Below are 15,959 nucleotides of genomic sequence, written 5' to 3'. Positions count from 1 at the left end.
GGTTCGAGGTTCTCAGTGGTTTAAAAATCAATGGCTGACGAAGCCGGGCATGACGGTGGAGTTCAGGTAGCCGATCCAGCGGCAGCGATCTCGGATCTCATTGGCAAAGGTGGTGTTCGGTGGATTCTTCGGATCAAACACGATCTCAGGCTCGTAGCGTGTCGCTCCAAGGCTGTTGGTGCCACCATTGAGTTGATAGATGCACTCCATGAGTGCCTGACGTGGATTGACTGCTGGCAGCGGAATGGGCAGGGCTTGATTCGGCTCGATGAGAACTGGATAGCGGGCCTTCAAGCTGCCGCCAGCCCACCAGAGATCGGTTTTGTCCACGATGGCCTTGGTAGCAGCCCAGTGAGCGTTTTGCAGATTCACATCGCTCGGCACGAGGGGAATGGTGCCGACGCCATAGACGCCTTCGAGGTGGTCGTAGAAGGTGTTCCGGTAGAGCAGGATCAGCTCTGTGTAGTCCATCACGATGCGGTCCTTCTGTTGGTTGGAGCCAGCCAGGTCACTGGTGAAGTAGCCGACCTGCTTGGCATACGCTGGCGGTGGGATGATATAAACTGGCGGCGTGAAGGTGACGGTGACGTTCGCGCTCGGTGCCTGGCTGAGGGCGATGGTGAAGCTGTCATTGGCTCCAGCTTCAGTGACAGTGGTGTTTCCACCGCTCTCAGTGAGAAGCACCTGCGGCCCATCATTATCCGTGATGCTGGCCGTGATCACTGGCACCGGCAGACCGCTGAAGGCGAGGTCCGCGCTGACGGCATTCCCGTGGGTGATGGTGCTGGTGTGATTGCCCTCGGTAGTGCCGTCGTTCACCGCGCTGATGGTGATGGTCTGCGGCACGCTCCAGTTGCCTGAGGTAAAGGTCACGCTGGGGGAGGAGACGGTGCTCTGAGCATCCGGCGTGATGCTCACGGTGACATCCGCCGTTGGAGCCTGACTGAGCACGATGTTATAGGTGTCAGATGTGCCAGTCTCTGTGATCAGCGTGCTGCCACCTGATGGGATGATGCGCACCGCTGGGAACTCATTGTCCGTGATGAGAGGCACGACTTTGTAGAGCGGCGAAACGTTGTTGAATGTCGTATCCGTGCTGGAGGAGGTGTGAGTGACTTCGCCGCTGTAGTGGATGAAGGATTCCACCAAAGCGTCATCGATGGCGCGGATGGTCACCGTCTGGTGAGTCATCCAGTTGGCTGGCGTAAAGGTCAGCGTGACCGTGGAGCCATAGACCAAAGTGCCACCGACAGGCACTGGAGGTGCAATTTCAAGCTGCGCATTCGCCGTGGCGACGACGGTAACATCAGCGGTCGGAGCACGGTTGAGTGCGACGGTGTAGCTGCCAGTGTTGCCGTTCTCATGAATGTTTGGGCTGCCGACAAACATGATGCGTGGCGTCTCCGTGGAGAGCTGGCTGACAGCCACCTGATGGATAGTCTGAGCATTGAAGTTGGTGTCACCGCTGGCCGAGGTGTGGCTGATGGTCACGGTGCGGGCGCGCTCGGCATCAATGCTGTTGTTCACGCCTGTTAGGGTGAAGAACTGCGGCGTGTTGAAGTTGCTGTTGTTGAAGACCAGCGTGGCTGGGCTAATAGCAAGGCCAGCAGCGGCAAACCCACCGGTCACGCTCGGGGTGATGGTGACGGTATTCGCACCCGAGGGAGCGCTGCGCAGCACGATGCTGTAAGTGTCGCTCTTCGAGCCGTCCTCATGCACGCGGGTTTCGAGGCCGGTGTAGCCGACGATGATGCGGTTGTCGTCATCGGTGATGTTGTTCAGCACGGTCTGAAGACTGAGCGTGGAGGTTCCGGCGTTGTTCGCCGCATAACCTGTGGTGTCCGTGGTAGAGGCGACGTTGATCGCGTGAGTGATGTTAACTTGATGATTGCCTTCGACACTCGTGTCTTGAGTGGCAAGAACGGTGACGACCTGCGGCACGTTCCAGTTGGTGGCATTGAAGGTGAAGCTCTTGGCTCCTGTCGTGGCGTCATTGAGGGTTGTTCCCGTGCCTGGTGTTGCAGTGACGACAACATTGCCATTCGGCGCGTTGTTCAACACGATGCTGTAGGTGTCCGTCGCCCCGCCTTCGACGGTGCTGGTGATGCCACCCGTTTGGGAGATGGTCACCGCCGGACCTTCGTTGTCCAAAATGTTCACGGTGTGAGTCGGCGCGATGCCGAAGTAAGTGGGATCTCCAAAGCAGCGGAACTGAATGTTTTGAGCCTGATTGTAGGCTGTGTTCCCAGCTGCGGCGAGAGCGACATCGTTGAAGGCATCATCAATGGCGCTGATCACCACGGTTTGCGGCACGTTCCAGTTGGTGGAATCAAAGTAGAAGGTGCTCTGGTTGAAGCCCATCTGGATATTGGCATCGAGTGTGACCGTGACGGGGAAAACCGGCGGGCTGGCCAGATAGATCTCCACGCTGTCCGTCTCACTGCTACCTTCGGTGACCCAGGTATTGCCATTGGTGGGCTGGGTTTCATTGCTGCGGATGGAGCCGCCGCTTGCCACGATGATCAGATTTTCATTCCGGCGATGGTTATCCGTGATGTAGTTGATGACCGGATTATTCACCGCCTTGAAGCCATCATAGGTCCAGCCTGTGAATCCAGCATAGGCGGCGTCAGAGCCTGTAGTGCGGGCGGTCACGCTGACGTTATAGACTTCGCGGCCTTCATTGATCATATCGCCGATGGCGGTGACGTTGAAGGACTGCGGTGTGCTCCAGTTGGCTGTGGTGAAGGTCAGCGAGGCTGGCACGGTGGCCTCAGCGGTGTTGCTGGAAACGAGATCCACGATGACGCTGGAAGCGGGTGCCTTCGTGAGCACCACTGTTATGCTGTCCGTGCCGCCTTCCGTGGGCTGCGTGTTGCCGTTACTCTCAAACAACGCGATGCCGTTCGCGTCGTTGTCGCGCACGGGGATATTCATCGGAGTGTTGCGCGGATTATTGAAGAAGGGGTCCGTGCTGGTGATGACGAAACGCAGAAGGCTGTTGTGCAGAGCCGTCTCCGTCAGCAGAGCATCTGCAGGTGTGTCCACTGCTGTGACAGTGACCGTCTGATTGGTGCCGCTGTTGCCACTGGTGAAAGTCAGCGTGGATGGAGAAACCGTGACCTGACCGTCGGTAACGAGTGTCACGGTCACGTTCGCTGTCGGAGTGCGGGCGAGGTTTACGGTGAAGGTGTCGGAAGCCCTCACCAGAGTGTCCGTGCTATTCCCCACGGCCCCGCCTTCAGCCACAGTGGTCCAGCCATTGCTGTGACCGAGATTCAGCGGGGTGAAGTCATTGTCGATGACCGTGGCGGCGATGGCCTTGGTCTTCACACCATCATAAGCGATGTCGGTCGAGTCCACGACCACGCCAATGTTCGTGAGCGTGTCAGGCTCCACAGTGGCGTCGTTGATGGCAGTGATGGTCACCGTTTGAGCGACATTCCAGTTCGCTGAGGTAAAGGTCAGCGAGGTGGGGGAAACCAGAGCCTGGCCACTGGCGGTCAGGTTGACCGTCACATTCGCCGCAGGTTGCTGACGCAGAGAGATGTCCACCGTATCGGTAGATCCGCCCTCAACGACGGTGGTGTCTGGGCCTGAAGTCACGATGTTCAGACCCGCATTGTCATTGTCCAAAATGGTGACGCCGATAGCGCTGTGCGTCACGCTCCAGTAGTTGTTGTAACCGGTGTCAGCCACATTGGCTGAGGTGGCCGTCGCGACGATGGCGGCATTAGCCGAGAAAGGAGGGGTAATCGTTACTGTAGGAGCCGAGGTGTAGCCTGAGCCCGCAGCCGTGATCGTTACTCCAGTGATTCTTCCATCTGCAGACAGAACAGGGAAGCCTGCCGCACCACTTCCATTACCACCAGAGAAGCTTACGATAGGCGGCACGGTATAGCCTGCGCCCTGATTGGTGATCGTGATGGCAGTGACCGTGTTGCTCGTGATGCTGCTGGTGGCGGTGGCAGTCGTCGGAATCGCATTTGGCGTGAGCGGCATCATACGGCCCTCATTCAAATGGTCATCCAGCGCGGTGACGGTGACGGTCTGCGCCGCATTCCACAGTGTTTCGCCCACGCCAGGAGTGCCACCGGTGGGGTGGAAGACGAGGTTAGTGGGCGTGCAGCGGACGTGGTTGGAGCCGAGGTTCACAGTGACCGGCGAGGTAGGATTCACACGCAGCATGACGGTGAAGGTATCTGTGACGCCACCTTCCTGCACGATGGTCTCGCCATCGTTGGGGGTCATGATGATGCGGTTGTCGTCGTCGATGTGCTTCGCCACGACTGGCTGCACAGGATTGGCGGTGAGGTAGCCGCCAAGATTGGCGGTGATGTTGAGGATCGTGTTGTTCGTGGGGTTCTGATCGAAGGAGCCTTCGGCGGTGGTGTCAGCATTACCGCGCACGCGGACTTCCTGAGCGACATTCCAGTTCGCAGTCGTGAACGTGCGGGTGACTGCCGCACCAGCAGTGCCATAGGTCGTGCCACCATTGGTGGTATTGAGCTGTACTTGCGTGTTGGAAGGCGTGATCGTGACGGTGACACTGGCCGAGGGCAGCTTCGTGAGCACGATGTTGAAGTTGTCCACGACATTGGCAAGCACCGTCGTCTGCGAGGAACTTTCACCGATCACAGTATCCGTGCCGACCTCAGTCACGAGCACGTCATAGCTGCTAGCCCCATCATCATTGTCCACGACGCCGACCGGAAGTGTGGCCGTGAGACCATTGTAGCTCGCTGCGGTGCTGCTGGCAGTGAAGGTGAGTGTGTCACTGCCAGCACCAGGAGCTTCCGTCGTCAGGTCTTGCACCGCTGTGACGGTCACAGTCTGTGCCGTGTTCCAATTAGCATTCGTGAAAGTCAGACTGGCTGGCGCAAAGGTGATCTGGCTGCCCACGCTCGGCGTGACCGTGACACTCGTTCCCGCTGGCGGTGGCGCGTGGAGGCGCACGCTGACGGTGTCCGTCTTGCCACCTTCCTGCACCCAAGTGTTAAAGGAAGTATGCTCAGCGCGGATGCCTTCATTCGGCGTCTCATTGTCCTGGAAGCCGATGGTCATCGGCTGCACGGGGATCTGATCATACCCTGCGGCACCACTGACGACGAAACGCAGCAGGCTGTTGTCCATATTCGTCAGCCAGTTGGTATTGCCACCCACGACGGTGACGGTCTTTGCTCCGAAGTCCGCAGGCGAGAAAGTCACGGAGTTCACAAACGTCGCCCCCCCATCCAGCGAGAGACGCACCGCCGGGGTCGCGTTGCCGTTGTTCAGGATGAAGTCAGAAACATTGCTGTCCGCACCGGGCTGGATGTTCATGCCGGTCAGGTTCGACATGGTGAAGGCGTAAAACATGTTCACCTTCGCCACGACACTGGCTTCCGTATTGATCTGAAGTTCTGGGGCAAAGAGGCCCGCCTCAGCCATCGGCCCAGGTACCACGTAGTCAGGCAGGAACCAGTTGAAGACAGACGGTGCGCGCTGCGGACTTTGACCGATGTTTCCCGTCAGATCGCCGAAGCGGTAGCGGAATGGCCCGGAGGCCCAGCCAACAGGCAGCGAGGGTGGATTGACATTGTCCGTGGAGAACTTGTTGTATTCAGAAACCGGGTAAGCCGAGGGCATCGGCGTGTCAGAGCCGGACATGTTCGGCGTGCTGTCGCGCAGGATCGAAACCGGAGCGCCGGAGAATGCACGCAGAGTGCGCAGCATGTTGGCGAAGGCGACCAGCGGCTCCTTCACCTTGCCATGAGAGATTGAGCTGTCCGCGTGCTGGAGAGAGCGTGCCTCGTAGTCGAGCAGGATGGCTTTCAAAACCGCACCCATATTGCCATTCGTGCTCCGGTAGGCCTGCTGCACGCGGTAAATGTAACCCGTGGATGGATTCGAGGACACCAGACGCTGAATCAGCCAGCGGGAGATATTCACCGGAGTATTGGTGTGCCCGGGGCTGACCTGAGTGCCCAGTCCATAGCTGGACTGAGAAGGATCACCCGCGAGGGCATTGTGCGCCTCTGTCAGGTCCAGATCCGCCAGCGTATTGCAGGTGCGGTCATTGGCACCACGTCCCAGGCCGGGCAGCGTGCGCATGGGGATGTCATACTGACCGTGTTTGCCAGCCAGCAGACGCTTAGAGACACCTGACACAGGCGTGCTCGTGTCTGGATCGACGTACTGATTGAAGTCATGGTAGTAAATACTGCCGTTCACGGTCGCCGTGGCATCACTGATGCGTGCGATCACCTTCATCGGATTGATCCACGGTGCCGCCCAGAAGAGATGGTCGTCTCTGCGTCCGAACCAGACATTGTTTTCAGCGGAGAAGTTCGCCGCCGTCACCGAGTCATTGTAGTTTTGGACGACGAGGCTGCTGGCGCGGTTGTTCGAGCTGTTATTGAAGACGAGATTCGTCCCATTCCAGGCCGAGGTGTAGCTGATCGCGTGGCGTGCTCCGTGGGAGAAGCCGGTCATCACTCGGGCTAGCTCCGTGATGTCACGCTGATCATAGGTCGGGATCGGAAGACCCGCTGCATCCAGCACCAGACTGCCGTCAGGATGGCGCAAAACCAGACCGATGGTGAAGAGCTGCATGATCTCACGCGCATAGTTTTCATCTGGGCTGACGATGATCCCGCCGCCGGCATCATAGGCCGCGCGATTCGACATGTGGGAGAGGTAATTTCCCATCATCGGGCTGTAGGTCACCTTTTCCAAAAGCGTGCGATACTTCCCAAAGGCCCCTTCGGCCATCATGTCCCAGTAATGGGCGCAGCCATAATGGCGATCCAGCGTCGTCTGATCCGCCTCGGAGATGATGAGGATCTCACTCAGCGCCTGGGTGAATCTCTGCCGCACCTGATCCTTGGATTGCAGGATCATCGACCACCATTCGCGGCGGCGGTTCGGGCCGGATTGAGGGTAGTTGTTTCCGGCAAAGTTGTTATCCGCCGTGGTACTCACGATAGGGTTGCCAGCCGCATCAAAGGTCACCGCATAGCGAGTGCCGTTAAAGCTCGGATCATTCGTGTAAGTGTAGGCCTTGTTCCCGCGCAGCTCGAATTCTTCATTGTCCGCCGCCATCACCAACGTGCGGAAATTCACCGTCGGCGTCAGCGCCGGGTTCATCTGTTCATCCAGCCAGTCAGACAGACCCAGAAGGTAGGCATCCATCCTCTGTTGGGCCGTTGGGCTCACACCGAGCGCACCGATACGTGCGTCCACCTTCGCGCGGATCGCCGTGTACATCGCCTGTGTGCCGCCCCAGGTGGACTGGGACATAAAGCGCCAAATATCCCGCTCGATCTGTGCTTCTGTCAGCGTCTGGAAGTCTGCCGAGCCCGTGGCAGGGGCATCTTGTGGTGTGGTGAAGTTCGTCGTGCCGTTTGCCTTGTTAAAGTAGCCGAAAAGTTCCTTATCGGAATAGTTCGCCGTGGTGATAGCGCAGCCGATGTTCCCACTCGCCAGAGCGGTCAGGAAAGCCTGGTCCGTGACCAGTTGGCCCGGCTTATATTCCACATCATAGACAAAGCCAGACACCTGGCCATTCGGCAGCGCGGGAGCCAGATCATTGTTCGGGCCGTTGCGGATGTAGGCTGTGTTTTGCTCCGAGCTCAGGTTGTTGAACGTCACTGAAATGGAAGCGCTCGTGTTATCGCCATTCACCAGCGCCGTCGCATAGCCACTGGCCGTGCTCGTCACCCCGGCTTCACGGCCCAGATAGGCCACGTAGAGCTGCTGATTGGACGGATTCGCCGGATCAGCATCCGAGATTGTCACCACTGCACTCGGGCCTTCCAATCCCGTGCCACCAGGCAAATTGAAGGTCACCTTCAGATATTCCGGCACCTCCTCCAGCGCATCCTGGGCTGGCGTCACATTCACTTCATAGGCGGCACCACCTGCTGCGCCGGCGTTCGCTGGGATGTTCACCATCCCCAGCACCGCATCCGTCGGAGAGGCATCTGCTTTCGTGGCGCTCGGCGTAGCCCCTTCACCCGTCAGGACGATTCCGTTCAGCGGCATCACTGGTGTAGAACTACCCACCGGAGGCCAGGTGCGGGAAAGGCCAATCTTTGCAGGCACCGCCACAGCACCAGCTCCCAGCGACTTATCATCCCGCTCATAGCCCGTCGGCACCGTCGGCGTCGCCACCAGGGACATCATGGAGTGCAGTGTGTCTGCATAAGTATAGCCAGCCCCAGAGTTGCTGACTCCAGCGTCACTGCCCATCTGCCCCTCCGCCCAGTCGCTCACTCCGTCTCCATCTCGGTCGGCATCCGTCGTTTCCAACCGGTAGTATTCGCGGGTCCCGGAGCGTGTCACCGTTATCGTTTGAGCAGAGTTGTTTGAACTCGGGATGAAAGCCTGACTGCCCTCGTAAATATCAGCCCCCACTGGCAATACGATGGTCTTCACGGTCGCAAAAGCGCCCGTTGGAGAGCCTGAGTCGCTCAAGACTCGATAGCGTTTCCCCTTCTCTGCATCAAAAGTAAAACTGATCGTGTTCCCGGCAATGGTTGTATTCCCAACACGAATCACATCACTGGCATTACGTGGGTCGGTGCCAGCCACGGACTCAGTCTGGTTCGTCGCTCCATCAAAGTCCTCATCCACATTAGGATCCAGCCCCCATGCATTGAACAATGACTGCCAGACATCGCACATCGTGTCTGGAGCACCCAATCCTGGACCAGAGCTGTAGAAATCAGTCGTCGCCGAGGCCGTGGCAAGTCCGAGGATGGAGACGATCAGGCACGAAAGGGTGGTCAAGGAGTGCGGAAGGGCACGCATAAATTTGATTGGAGGCAGGGTTGGGCGATGCGGAAAACCGCACCTATCCGGGTTGGTTTCCCCGAATATAAATTATCTTTATCAGAATAACCCGTTGGCAGTCAAGCATGTGCACGCCACGACCATATCTACCCCCAAGAAATCGCGCTTGCGCTGGGGCAGGCTTGAAACCGAGTTCTTTCCCAGGTTCCCGGCTTCTACCGACCCGGCGGTAATCACATCAATCCAGAGATCGGCGACCCCATGTAGAGCGGATGCGGCCGACCCGTGAAATCATGCCACATCAGCTCACGAGGCAGCCCGAGCGCCTCGTAAATCGTCGCCGCCAGGTTTTCCGGCGTTTGCGGATCACTGGCGGGGTAGCCGGCGATCTTGTCGCTGCTGCCGATCACCCGACCACCTTTCACCCCGCCGCCAGCGAGCAGCAGGCTTTGCACATGGCCCCAATGATCGCGGCCAGGAAGAGCGGTCTTGGAGATGGCGGAAATCCTCGGCGTACGGCCAAACTCACTGCCCATGACGATGAGCGTCTCGTCCAGCAGACCACTGGCGTCCAGATCCTCGATCAGCGCGCTCACGGCCTGATCCATGGGCGGCAGGAGGTAGCCTTTCAGGTTTTTCCAGGCTGCCTGATGCGTGTCCCAGGTCTCGTTGTTGCCGAGATTCACCTGAATCATGCGCACGCCACTCTCCAGCAGCCGCCGCGCCATCAGCAGGCTCCAGCCAAAGCTGTGCCGCCCGTAGCGGTCGAGCATCTTTGGGTCCACCTTATCCAAACTGAAGGCCTCATGGACTTGGTGATTCCCGAGTAGCGACACCGCCGCCTGACGATAGGTGTCAAAAGAGGTGTCCTCGGCCAGAGCTGTGAGGTTTTCAGTCTGCCCCTCCAGCGAGTTACGCAGCGAGACACGATCCATCACCCGGTCCAGCGTCAGCCCCTGCGGCAGGGAAAGGTGGGGAGCGCGGAAATGAAGTGTTTCATCTTTCTCAAAGCCTCGCTCGTGGTGGAAGAGATACTCTGGAAACGCCCCATAGTGATTCGGGTGGTAGGGGGACATCTCCAAAAACCAAGGATCATGCTGCGAACCCAGAGTCCCGCCGAACTGCCCAGCGAGCGTCCGCCCGGTGCGATGGACCAGTTTGTCAGGCAAAACGATGGCCGGAGGCAGGTTGTCCTTCTTTCTCGGCAGCAGAGCCGTGGCCAGCGCCGCCATGCTCGGGTGGTCAGATTTCTTCGGCTTCGATGGGTCAAAGCCAATCGGAATATCGGTTCTCCCCGTCAGCATCACGTGATGCCCCTGCGAGTGGTCGCTGTTCCCGTGCGTCAGTGACCGGACGAGCGACCACTTTTCCGAAATCCGTGCCAGCCGGGGCAGATGCTCGCAGATATGAGTCCCCGGCGTCCGGGTGCGGATCGGCTTAAATTCCCCGCGCACCTCCATCGGCGCATCCGGTTTCAGGTCAAAGCTTTCCTGTTGAGCCAATCCCCCCGAAAGGAAGATGTAGATAACCGACTTTGCCCTCGGCACAGGAGCTGAACCAGGAGCGGCGAGCGCCCGCAGGCTCGTGAGATGATTCATCCCCAGCCCGAGGAGACTGATGGCTCCGGCCTGTAAAACATCGCGACGGGTCGCTGGATGATGGGGCGACATAGCCTCCCACTACGGACTTCAGCCGCGTTCTCTTGCCCTTTAAATCTCTGCCCATTTAACCTTCGTTCCCATGGAGAATGCAGCTCTCTAGCACCCAGGTGACAAGATTGGCGCGTAGTCCCGCCATATCCCAGTGTTGATTTCCAGCCCCCAGTGCGTATAGACCGCGCGCTTTCTCCAACCCAACGCCAAGACGAATCGTGACCAGAACCGTTACCGCATCCTACACGAGCCCCGGAGCTCTCATGTTTTTCACCATCCACATCGCTGCTATCTGCGCGGTGTTTTTGATCAAGCCGGACGCCACCAGCCTCATTCTTTGCGCCAGCCTTTTCCTGATCCGCAAGTTCGGCATCACCGGCGGCTACCATCGCTACTTCTCCCATCGTTCCTTCAAGACCTCCCGCTGGTTCCAGTTCGTCCTGGCCTGGCTGGGCGGCATGTCGGCACAAAAAGGCGCCCTCTGGTGGGCAGCCCACCATCGCCATCATCACCAGCACTCCGATCAGGAGGAAGACATCCACTCCGTGAAACAGCAGGGTTTCTATTGGGCTCACGTCGGCTGGATTCTTGCCCCGGACTACAACGCCTATGACGCCAAGCGCGTGAAGGACCTCACCAAGTTCCCCGAGCTCGTCTTCATCGACAAATATCACTGGATTCCGCCCGCATCACTCATGCTCGCCTGCTACCTCTTCGCCGGACTGCCCGGCCTCCTCTGGGGCTTCTGCGTCAGCACCGTCATCCTTTACCACACCACCTTCGCCATCAATTCCTTCTGCCACCTCCTCGGCACACGCCGCTACGAGACCGGTGAATCGAGCAAAAACTCCTTCATCCTCGCCATCCTCACCCTTGGCGAAGGCTGGCACAACAACCACCACTACTACCCACACTGCGCACGTCAGGGCTTCTTCTGGTGGGAAATCGACATCTCCTACTATGTGATCAAGTTCCTGAAACTTATCGGCATCGTCTATGAGATCCGCGAGCCCTCGCAAAAGGTCATCGAAGGCAAAGAAGCCACCGCCGCACTGGGCTAAGTTGGCTTGGATGGGAAGGGCGAATCCCCTTCCCCACCGTTTCCCAAAGAGGCTGGCTTAGACGCCAGCCTCTTTTTTACCCCACCACATTCACCGGTTTCCCATCCAGGAAAGCCCGGAGATTCGAGGCGACAGCGTCAATCAGACGAACGCGCGCCTCATGGCTGGCCCAGCCGATGTGCGGGGTGATCAGGCAGTTCTTCGCCGTCAGCAGCGGGTTCTCCGCCTTCGGCGGCTCCACGCTCAGCACATCCAGCCCTGCTCCGGCGATGCGGCCCTCATTCAGCGCCTGGGCCAAAGCCGCCTCGTCCACCAGCGGACCACGGCCTGTGTTGATCAGAAAAGCCGTCCGCTTCATCAAGCCGAGCGTCCTCTCACCCACCAGATGCTTCGTCGCATCCGTCAGCGGGCAGTGCAGGGAGATGGCATCACTTTGGGCGAAGACTTCATCGATGCTCGCCGGCGTCACGCCCTCGGGCGGCGGCGTCTTCCAGTCGCGCTTGCTGGCCAGCACCTTCATGCCAAAGGCCACCGCGATCCGTGCCACCGAGCTGCCGATGTCCCCGTAGCCGATGATCCCCAGCGTGCGACCGCTCAGCTCGATGATCGGATGATCCCAGTAGCAGAAATCCGGGCAGGCCACCCAGCGCCCGTCACTCACCGTCTTCGCGTGATGACCCACGTTATTCGTCAGCTCCAACAGCAGGGCAAAGACGAGCTGCGCCACGGCGGGAGAGCTGTAACCCGGCACATTCGTCACCACGATCCCCCGCTCCCTGGCTGCCACCACATCCACGATATTGTAGCCCGTCGCCGTCACGCCGATGTACTTCAGCTTCGGCAGCGCCTCGATGATCTCCCTCGTCAGCAGTGCCTTGTTCGTGATGATGACCTCCGCGTCCGCACAACGCGCCACCGTCTCCGCCAACGGCGTGCGCGGGTGGATCTCACAGGCGGCGATGGCTTCCAAAGGAGCCCAGGAGACATCTCCCGGATTGGCAGTATGGGCGTCGAGCAGGACGATTTTCATGGTTCCCTCTTCAAAGCATTCCCCTTCCCTGATTGCCAGCACGAAAATCAGAGCCTTTCCAGACAGTGTCGTGATCGGCATTGACGAAATTGCCAGGGTTGTCCTAGCCTGACCTGACATGAAAAACCTCACCTTCGGCCTGCTCGCACTGCTTCAGTTTTCCTCGTTCGAATGTCGGGCGGACGAACCTGAATGGCTCGAACGCGATCAAATGATCGCTCGGATTACCGAGAGTAAAGGACCTGCGGTGATGAGCTTCGGGTTAATGCAGGACGGCAAGTTCAGCGCCCCGGAGACGGGCAAACCGCTGGACGCCCGCTTTTCATCCACGCTGTTCTTTGTGATCTCGCATCTGGATGCATGGCTGGCCGAGGTAGGGAATCCTGAAGATGACTTTCCGAAAGCCTGGCATCTGCTGAATTCCGGCGGCGGCGAAGATCCGCTGAAGCAGGCCGAGATCGCGCTGGCACAGGCGGTGATTGATCAAAAGAAGGCCGTACAGCAGCGGCTCCAAGCGGTGGGCGACAGTCCGCAGGTGGAGGCCATGGATCTGGAGATCACCCGTCAGGATGAAGCTGTGAAATCCGCGCAAAAGAAACTCAATGAACTCAAACTCAGCCTCAGTGTCGCCGCCAAGGCGCTGGAGCATGGGGTGGAGGATCTGGGGACAAACTTCCGGCTCCGGCTCGGTGGGCAGACCTTCGCCACCGTGCCGCCGAAGAATCGAGTGGAGCGACTTCCAGGTAGCAAGCCCCTGCATCTCGTCACCTTCAGTCTGCGTGAGATCAATGAGGACAAAGAGGCGTGGCTGGACCTGCTCAAGGCGAGTCCTCTGGCGAGCGTCTCTTGTGAGGCAGCGCTCGCCTACCAGCACCCGGAAGGGCGTGAAAGCATCCTCGCCGCAACTCCTGCGGCACGCCTGCGCATCCCTCTCTTCACCTGGGCGTTTTGGGTGAACTTCATCATCATCGGCGGTTTCGTTGCCCTCTTCATCAAGCACATGCGCCAGTCCGAGATGCTGCGTGATTCAGGCATCGTGCTGATCAATCGCATCCCGAAGAGCAAGGACTACTGGCACCAGTATTCACACCCGCTCAGCATGGGACGGCTGCAGATGTCCATCTGGTTCTTCATCATCATCGCCTCCTTTGTTTTCCTCTGGTGCGCCACGGGCAGCATCGCCGGAGTTAGCAGCACGGCCTTCATCCTCATGGGCATCAGCGGCGGCACCACGGCGGTGTCCTGCTTCATCTCCAGCAAGCAGGAATGGGATGCCAAAGTGCGAAGCGCCGCTTCGCCCAATCGTTCACGTCTCGCCAACTGGGTGATCGACCTGCTCAGTGATGAGCATGGCCCCACGATCCATCGTTTCCAAATGCTGGCCTGGACGCTCGTGCTCGGCGTGGTCTTCGTTCACGATGTGCTCACCGACTACTCCATGCCAGTCTTCAGCAACGAGGTGCTGGGCCTCATGGGCATCAGCTCCGGTGTCTATGTCGGCTTTAAAATGAAGGAAGGTGCCCCAGTTCCAGACACCAGAACAGGCGATGACGCATGAGTGATCCCCGCCTGCCAGGATCACCCTTCCGCCACTGCTCGGACTGTGGAAGCACTCGCTTTACGGCACGCAGTCAGCGCGAGTTTGTGTGCTCGGACTGTGGCTTTCGTCACTTCATCACCGCCATCCCGGCTGCCTGTGTTTTGCTGCTGGATGCCAAAGGTCGGCTGCTCGTCACTCGACGAGGTCATGAACCTGGCCTGGGCAGGCTCGGCCTTCCGGGCGGTGTGATCGATGGTCACGAAACCGGCGAAGAAGCCGCAGCGCGGGAGGTGTTGGAAGAGGTCGGGCTTCATGTTCCACCAGCGTCTTTCCGCTACCTCACTTCTCTGCCGAACCGCTATCTCTTCCAAGGGTTCGTCTGGCCCACCATCGACCTCTTCTACATCGCCGAACTCGAATCCTTTGATGATGTAAAGATTGATCCCGCTGAGGTAGCGGAATGGATGGCGCTGCCGCTGAATGAAGTGCCTTTGGATGAATTTGCCTTCAGCTCGAATGCCGACGCCATCCGGCTGATCACACCAGCAAATCCTTCACCACCTTCGTCGGCTCCACTCCCGTGAGGCGGAAGTCCAGCCCCTGGGCGCGGAAGGTGAAGCGCTCGTGGTCGATGCCGAGCTGATGCATCACCGTGGCATGGAGGTCACGCACATGGACGGGATTCTCCGCCACGTTGTAGCTGAAGTCATCCGTCGAACCATAAGTCGTGCCAGCCTTCACACCGCCGCCTGCCATCCACATGGTGAAACAGCGTGGATGATGATCGCGCCCGGCTTCCGGGCTGTCCCACTTGCCCTGACCAGCCACACCACGGCCAAACTCGCCACCCCAGATGACGAGTGTCTCATCCAACATGCCGCGTTGTTTCAAGTCTTTGATCAAAGCAGCGCTCGGCTGATCCGTGTCGCGACAGCGTGCGGTACACCAACTCGGCAGACGGCTGTGATGATCCCAGTCGGGATGGAAGAGCTGGATGAAACGCACGCCTCGTTCGGCGAGTCGGCGCGCGAGAATGCAGTTCGCTGCGTAGCTGCCCGCGCGGCGGGAGTCGGGACCGTACATCTCGAAGACATGATCGGGTTCACCACTCAGATCCGTGAGCTCCGGCACGCTGGCCTGCATGCGATAGGCCATCTCATACTGGCGGATGCGCGTGCTGATCTCGGGATCATGCGTCTGCTCAAAGCGCATCTGATTCAGCTCCGCCAGCCCGTCCAACATACCACGACGAAGATGGCGTGGCAGACCTTCAGGATCGTTGAGATAGAGCACTGGCTCCTTGGAATTGCGCAGCTTCACGCCCTGATAGCGCGATGGCAGGAAGCCGCTGCCCCAGTAGTGATCGTAGAGCGGCTGATCGCTCGGGCGCATCATCTTCGAGATGAGCACGAGGTAGTCTGGCAGGTTCTGATTCGTGCTGCCGAGACCATAACTCATCCACGCCCCCATGCTGGGCCGACCTGGAAGCTGATGTCCGGTCAGGAACTTCGTCATCGCCGGAGCGTGATTGATCTGATCCGTGGTCATCGACTTGATGAAGCACAGGTCATCCGCCACGCCTTGCAGATGCGGCAGCCATTCGCTGATCGTCGCGCCACTCTGGCCGCAGCGGGAAAATTTCGTGAGGCCAGGCAGGATGAGTTGCTTCTGGTTCGCCGTCATTGTCGTGAGCCGCTGCCCCTGACGCACCGACTCCGGCAGCTCCTTGCCCGCCCATTGCATGAGCCCAGGCTTGTGATCATAGAGCTCCAACTGCGAGGGTCCTCCCGACTGCGTGAGGAAGATCACCCGCTTCGCCTTCGCCGCAAAGTGTGGCAGATGCGGCAGGCCAATTGGAGTCGTCTCAGCACCCTGCGCCATCATGGAATGCAGCGCCATCG

7 protein-coding genes are annotated in these 15,959 nt (G+C 59.0%); 3 read left to right on the top strand and 4 right to left on the bottom strand.

Translation table 11 applies throughout. The annotated features are described in order from the left end of the window. Positions 1 to 27: 27 nt before the first annotated feature. Both AC6FTP_RS14010 and AC6FTP_RS14005 read right to left on the bottom strand, forming a co-directional pair. Positions 28 to 8,772, bottom strand: a complete 8,745-nt coding sequence (locus tag AC6FTP_RS14010) for a DUF1800 family protein (protein WP_497207537.1) — start codon at positions 8,770 to 8,772, stop codon at positions 28 to 30. Positions 8,773 to 9,008: 236 nt separating this feature from the next. Continuing rightward, entirely contained in the window at positions 9,009 to 10,445 is a 1,437-nt protein-coding gene (locus AC6FTP_RS14005) for a DUF1501 domain-containing protein (RefSeq protein WP_497207536.1), read from the bottom strand. A 245-nt stretch (positions 10,446 to 10,690) separates the two neighbouring features. Between AC6FTP_RS14005 and AC6FTP_RS14000 the strand changes: the two genes are divergently transcribed. Continuing rightward, a complete protein-coding gene (locus AC6FTP_RS14000; protein ID WP_497203773.1) occupies positions 10,691 to 11,488 on the top strand; it encodes an acyl-CoA desaturase in 798 nt (265 codons plus the stop codon). A 76-nt stretch (positions 11,489 to 11,564) separates the two neighbouring features. On the opposite strand, the gene AC6FTP_RS13995 is transcribed toward AC6FTP_RS14000, so the two are convergent. Further along, a complete protein-coding gene (locus AC6FTP_RS13995) occupies positions 11,565 to 12,518 on the bottom strand; it encodes a D-2-hydroxyacid dehydrogenase (RefSeq protein ID WP_497207535.1) in 954 nt (317 codons plus the stop codon). Between the two features lie 118 nt (positions 12,519 to 12,636). Between AC6FTP_RS13995 and AC6FTP_RS13990 the strand changes: the two genes are divergently transcribed. Both AC6FTP_RS13990 and AC6FTP_RS13985 read left to right on the top strand, forming a co-directional pair. Then, positions 12,637 to 14,076, top strand: coding sequence for a hypothetical protein (locus tag AC6FTP_RS13990; protein WP_497207534.1), 1,440 nt, complete (start codon positions 12,637 to 12,639; stop codon positions 14,074 to 14,076). Next, the gene (locus tag AC6FTP_RS13985; RefSeq protein WP_497207533.1) at positions 14,073 to 14,642 is read left to right on the top strand and encodes an NUDIX hydrolase; all 570 of its coding nucleotides are present in this window, start codon (positions 14,073 to 14,075) and stop codon (positions 14,640 to 14,642) included. The genes AC6FTP_RS13990 and AC6FTP_RS13985 overlap by 4 nt, the downstream gene beginning before the upstream one ends. Here AC6FTP_RS13985 and AC6FTP_RS13980 read toward each other — a convergent pair. Then, positions 14,596 to 15,959 (bottom strand): DUF1501 domain-containing protein (locus tag AC6FTP_RS13980; RefSeq protein ID WP_497207532.1); only part of this gene is annotated, 1,364 nt, incomplete at its 5' end. The genes AC6FTP_RS13985 and AC6FTP_RS13980 overlap by 47 nt on opposite strands.

Origin of the sequence: Prosthecobacter sp., assembly GCF_044378005.1 — a bacterium.
Lineage (GTDB): Bacteria > Verrucomicrobiota > Verrucomicrobiia > Verrucomicrobiales > Verrucomicrobiaceae > Prosthecobacter.
The sequence above is the reverse complement of the archived record's forward strand: the minus strand, read 5'-3'. Positions and strand labels throughout refer to the sequence as shown.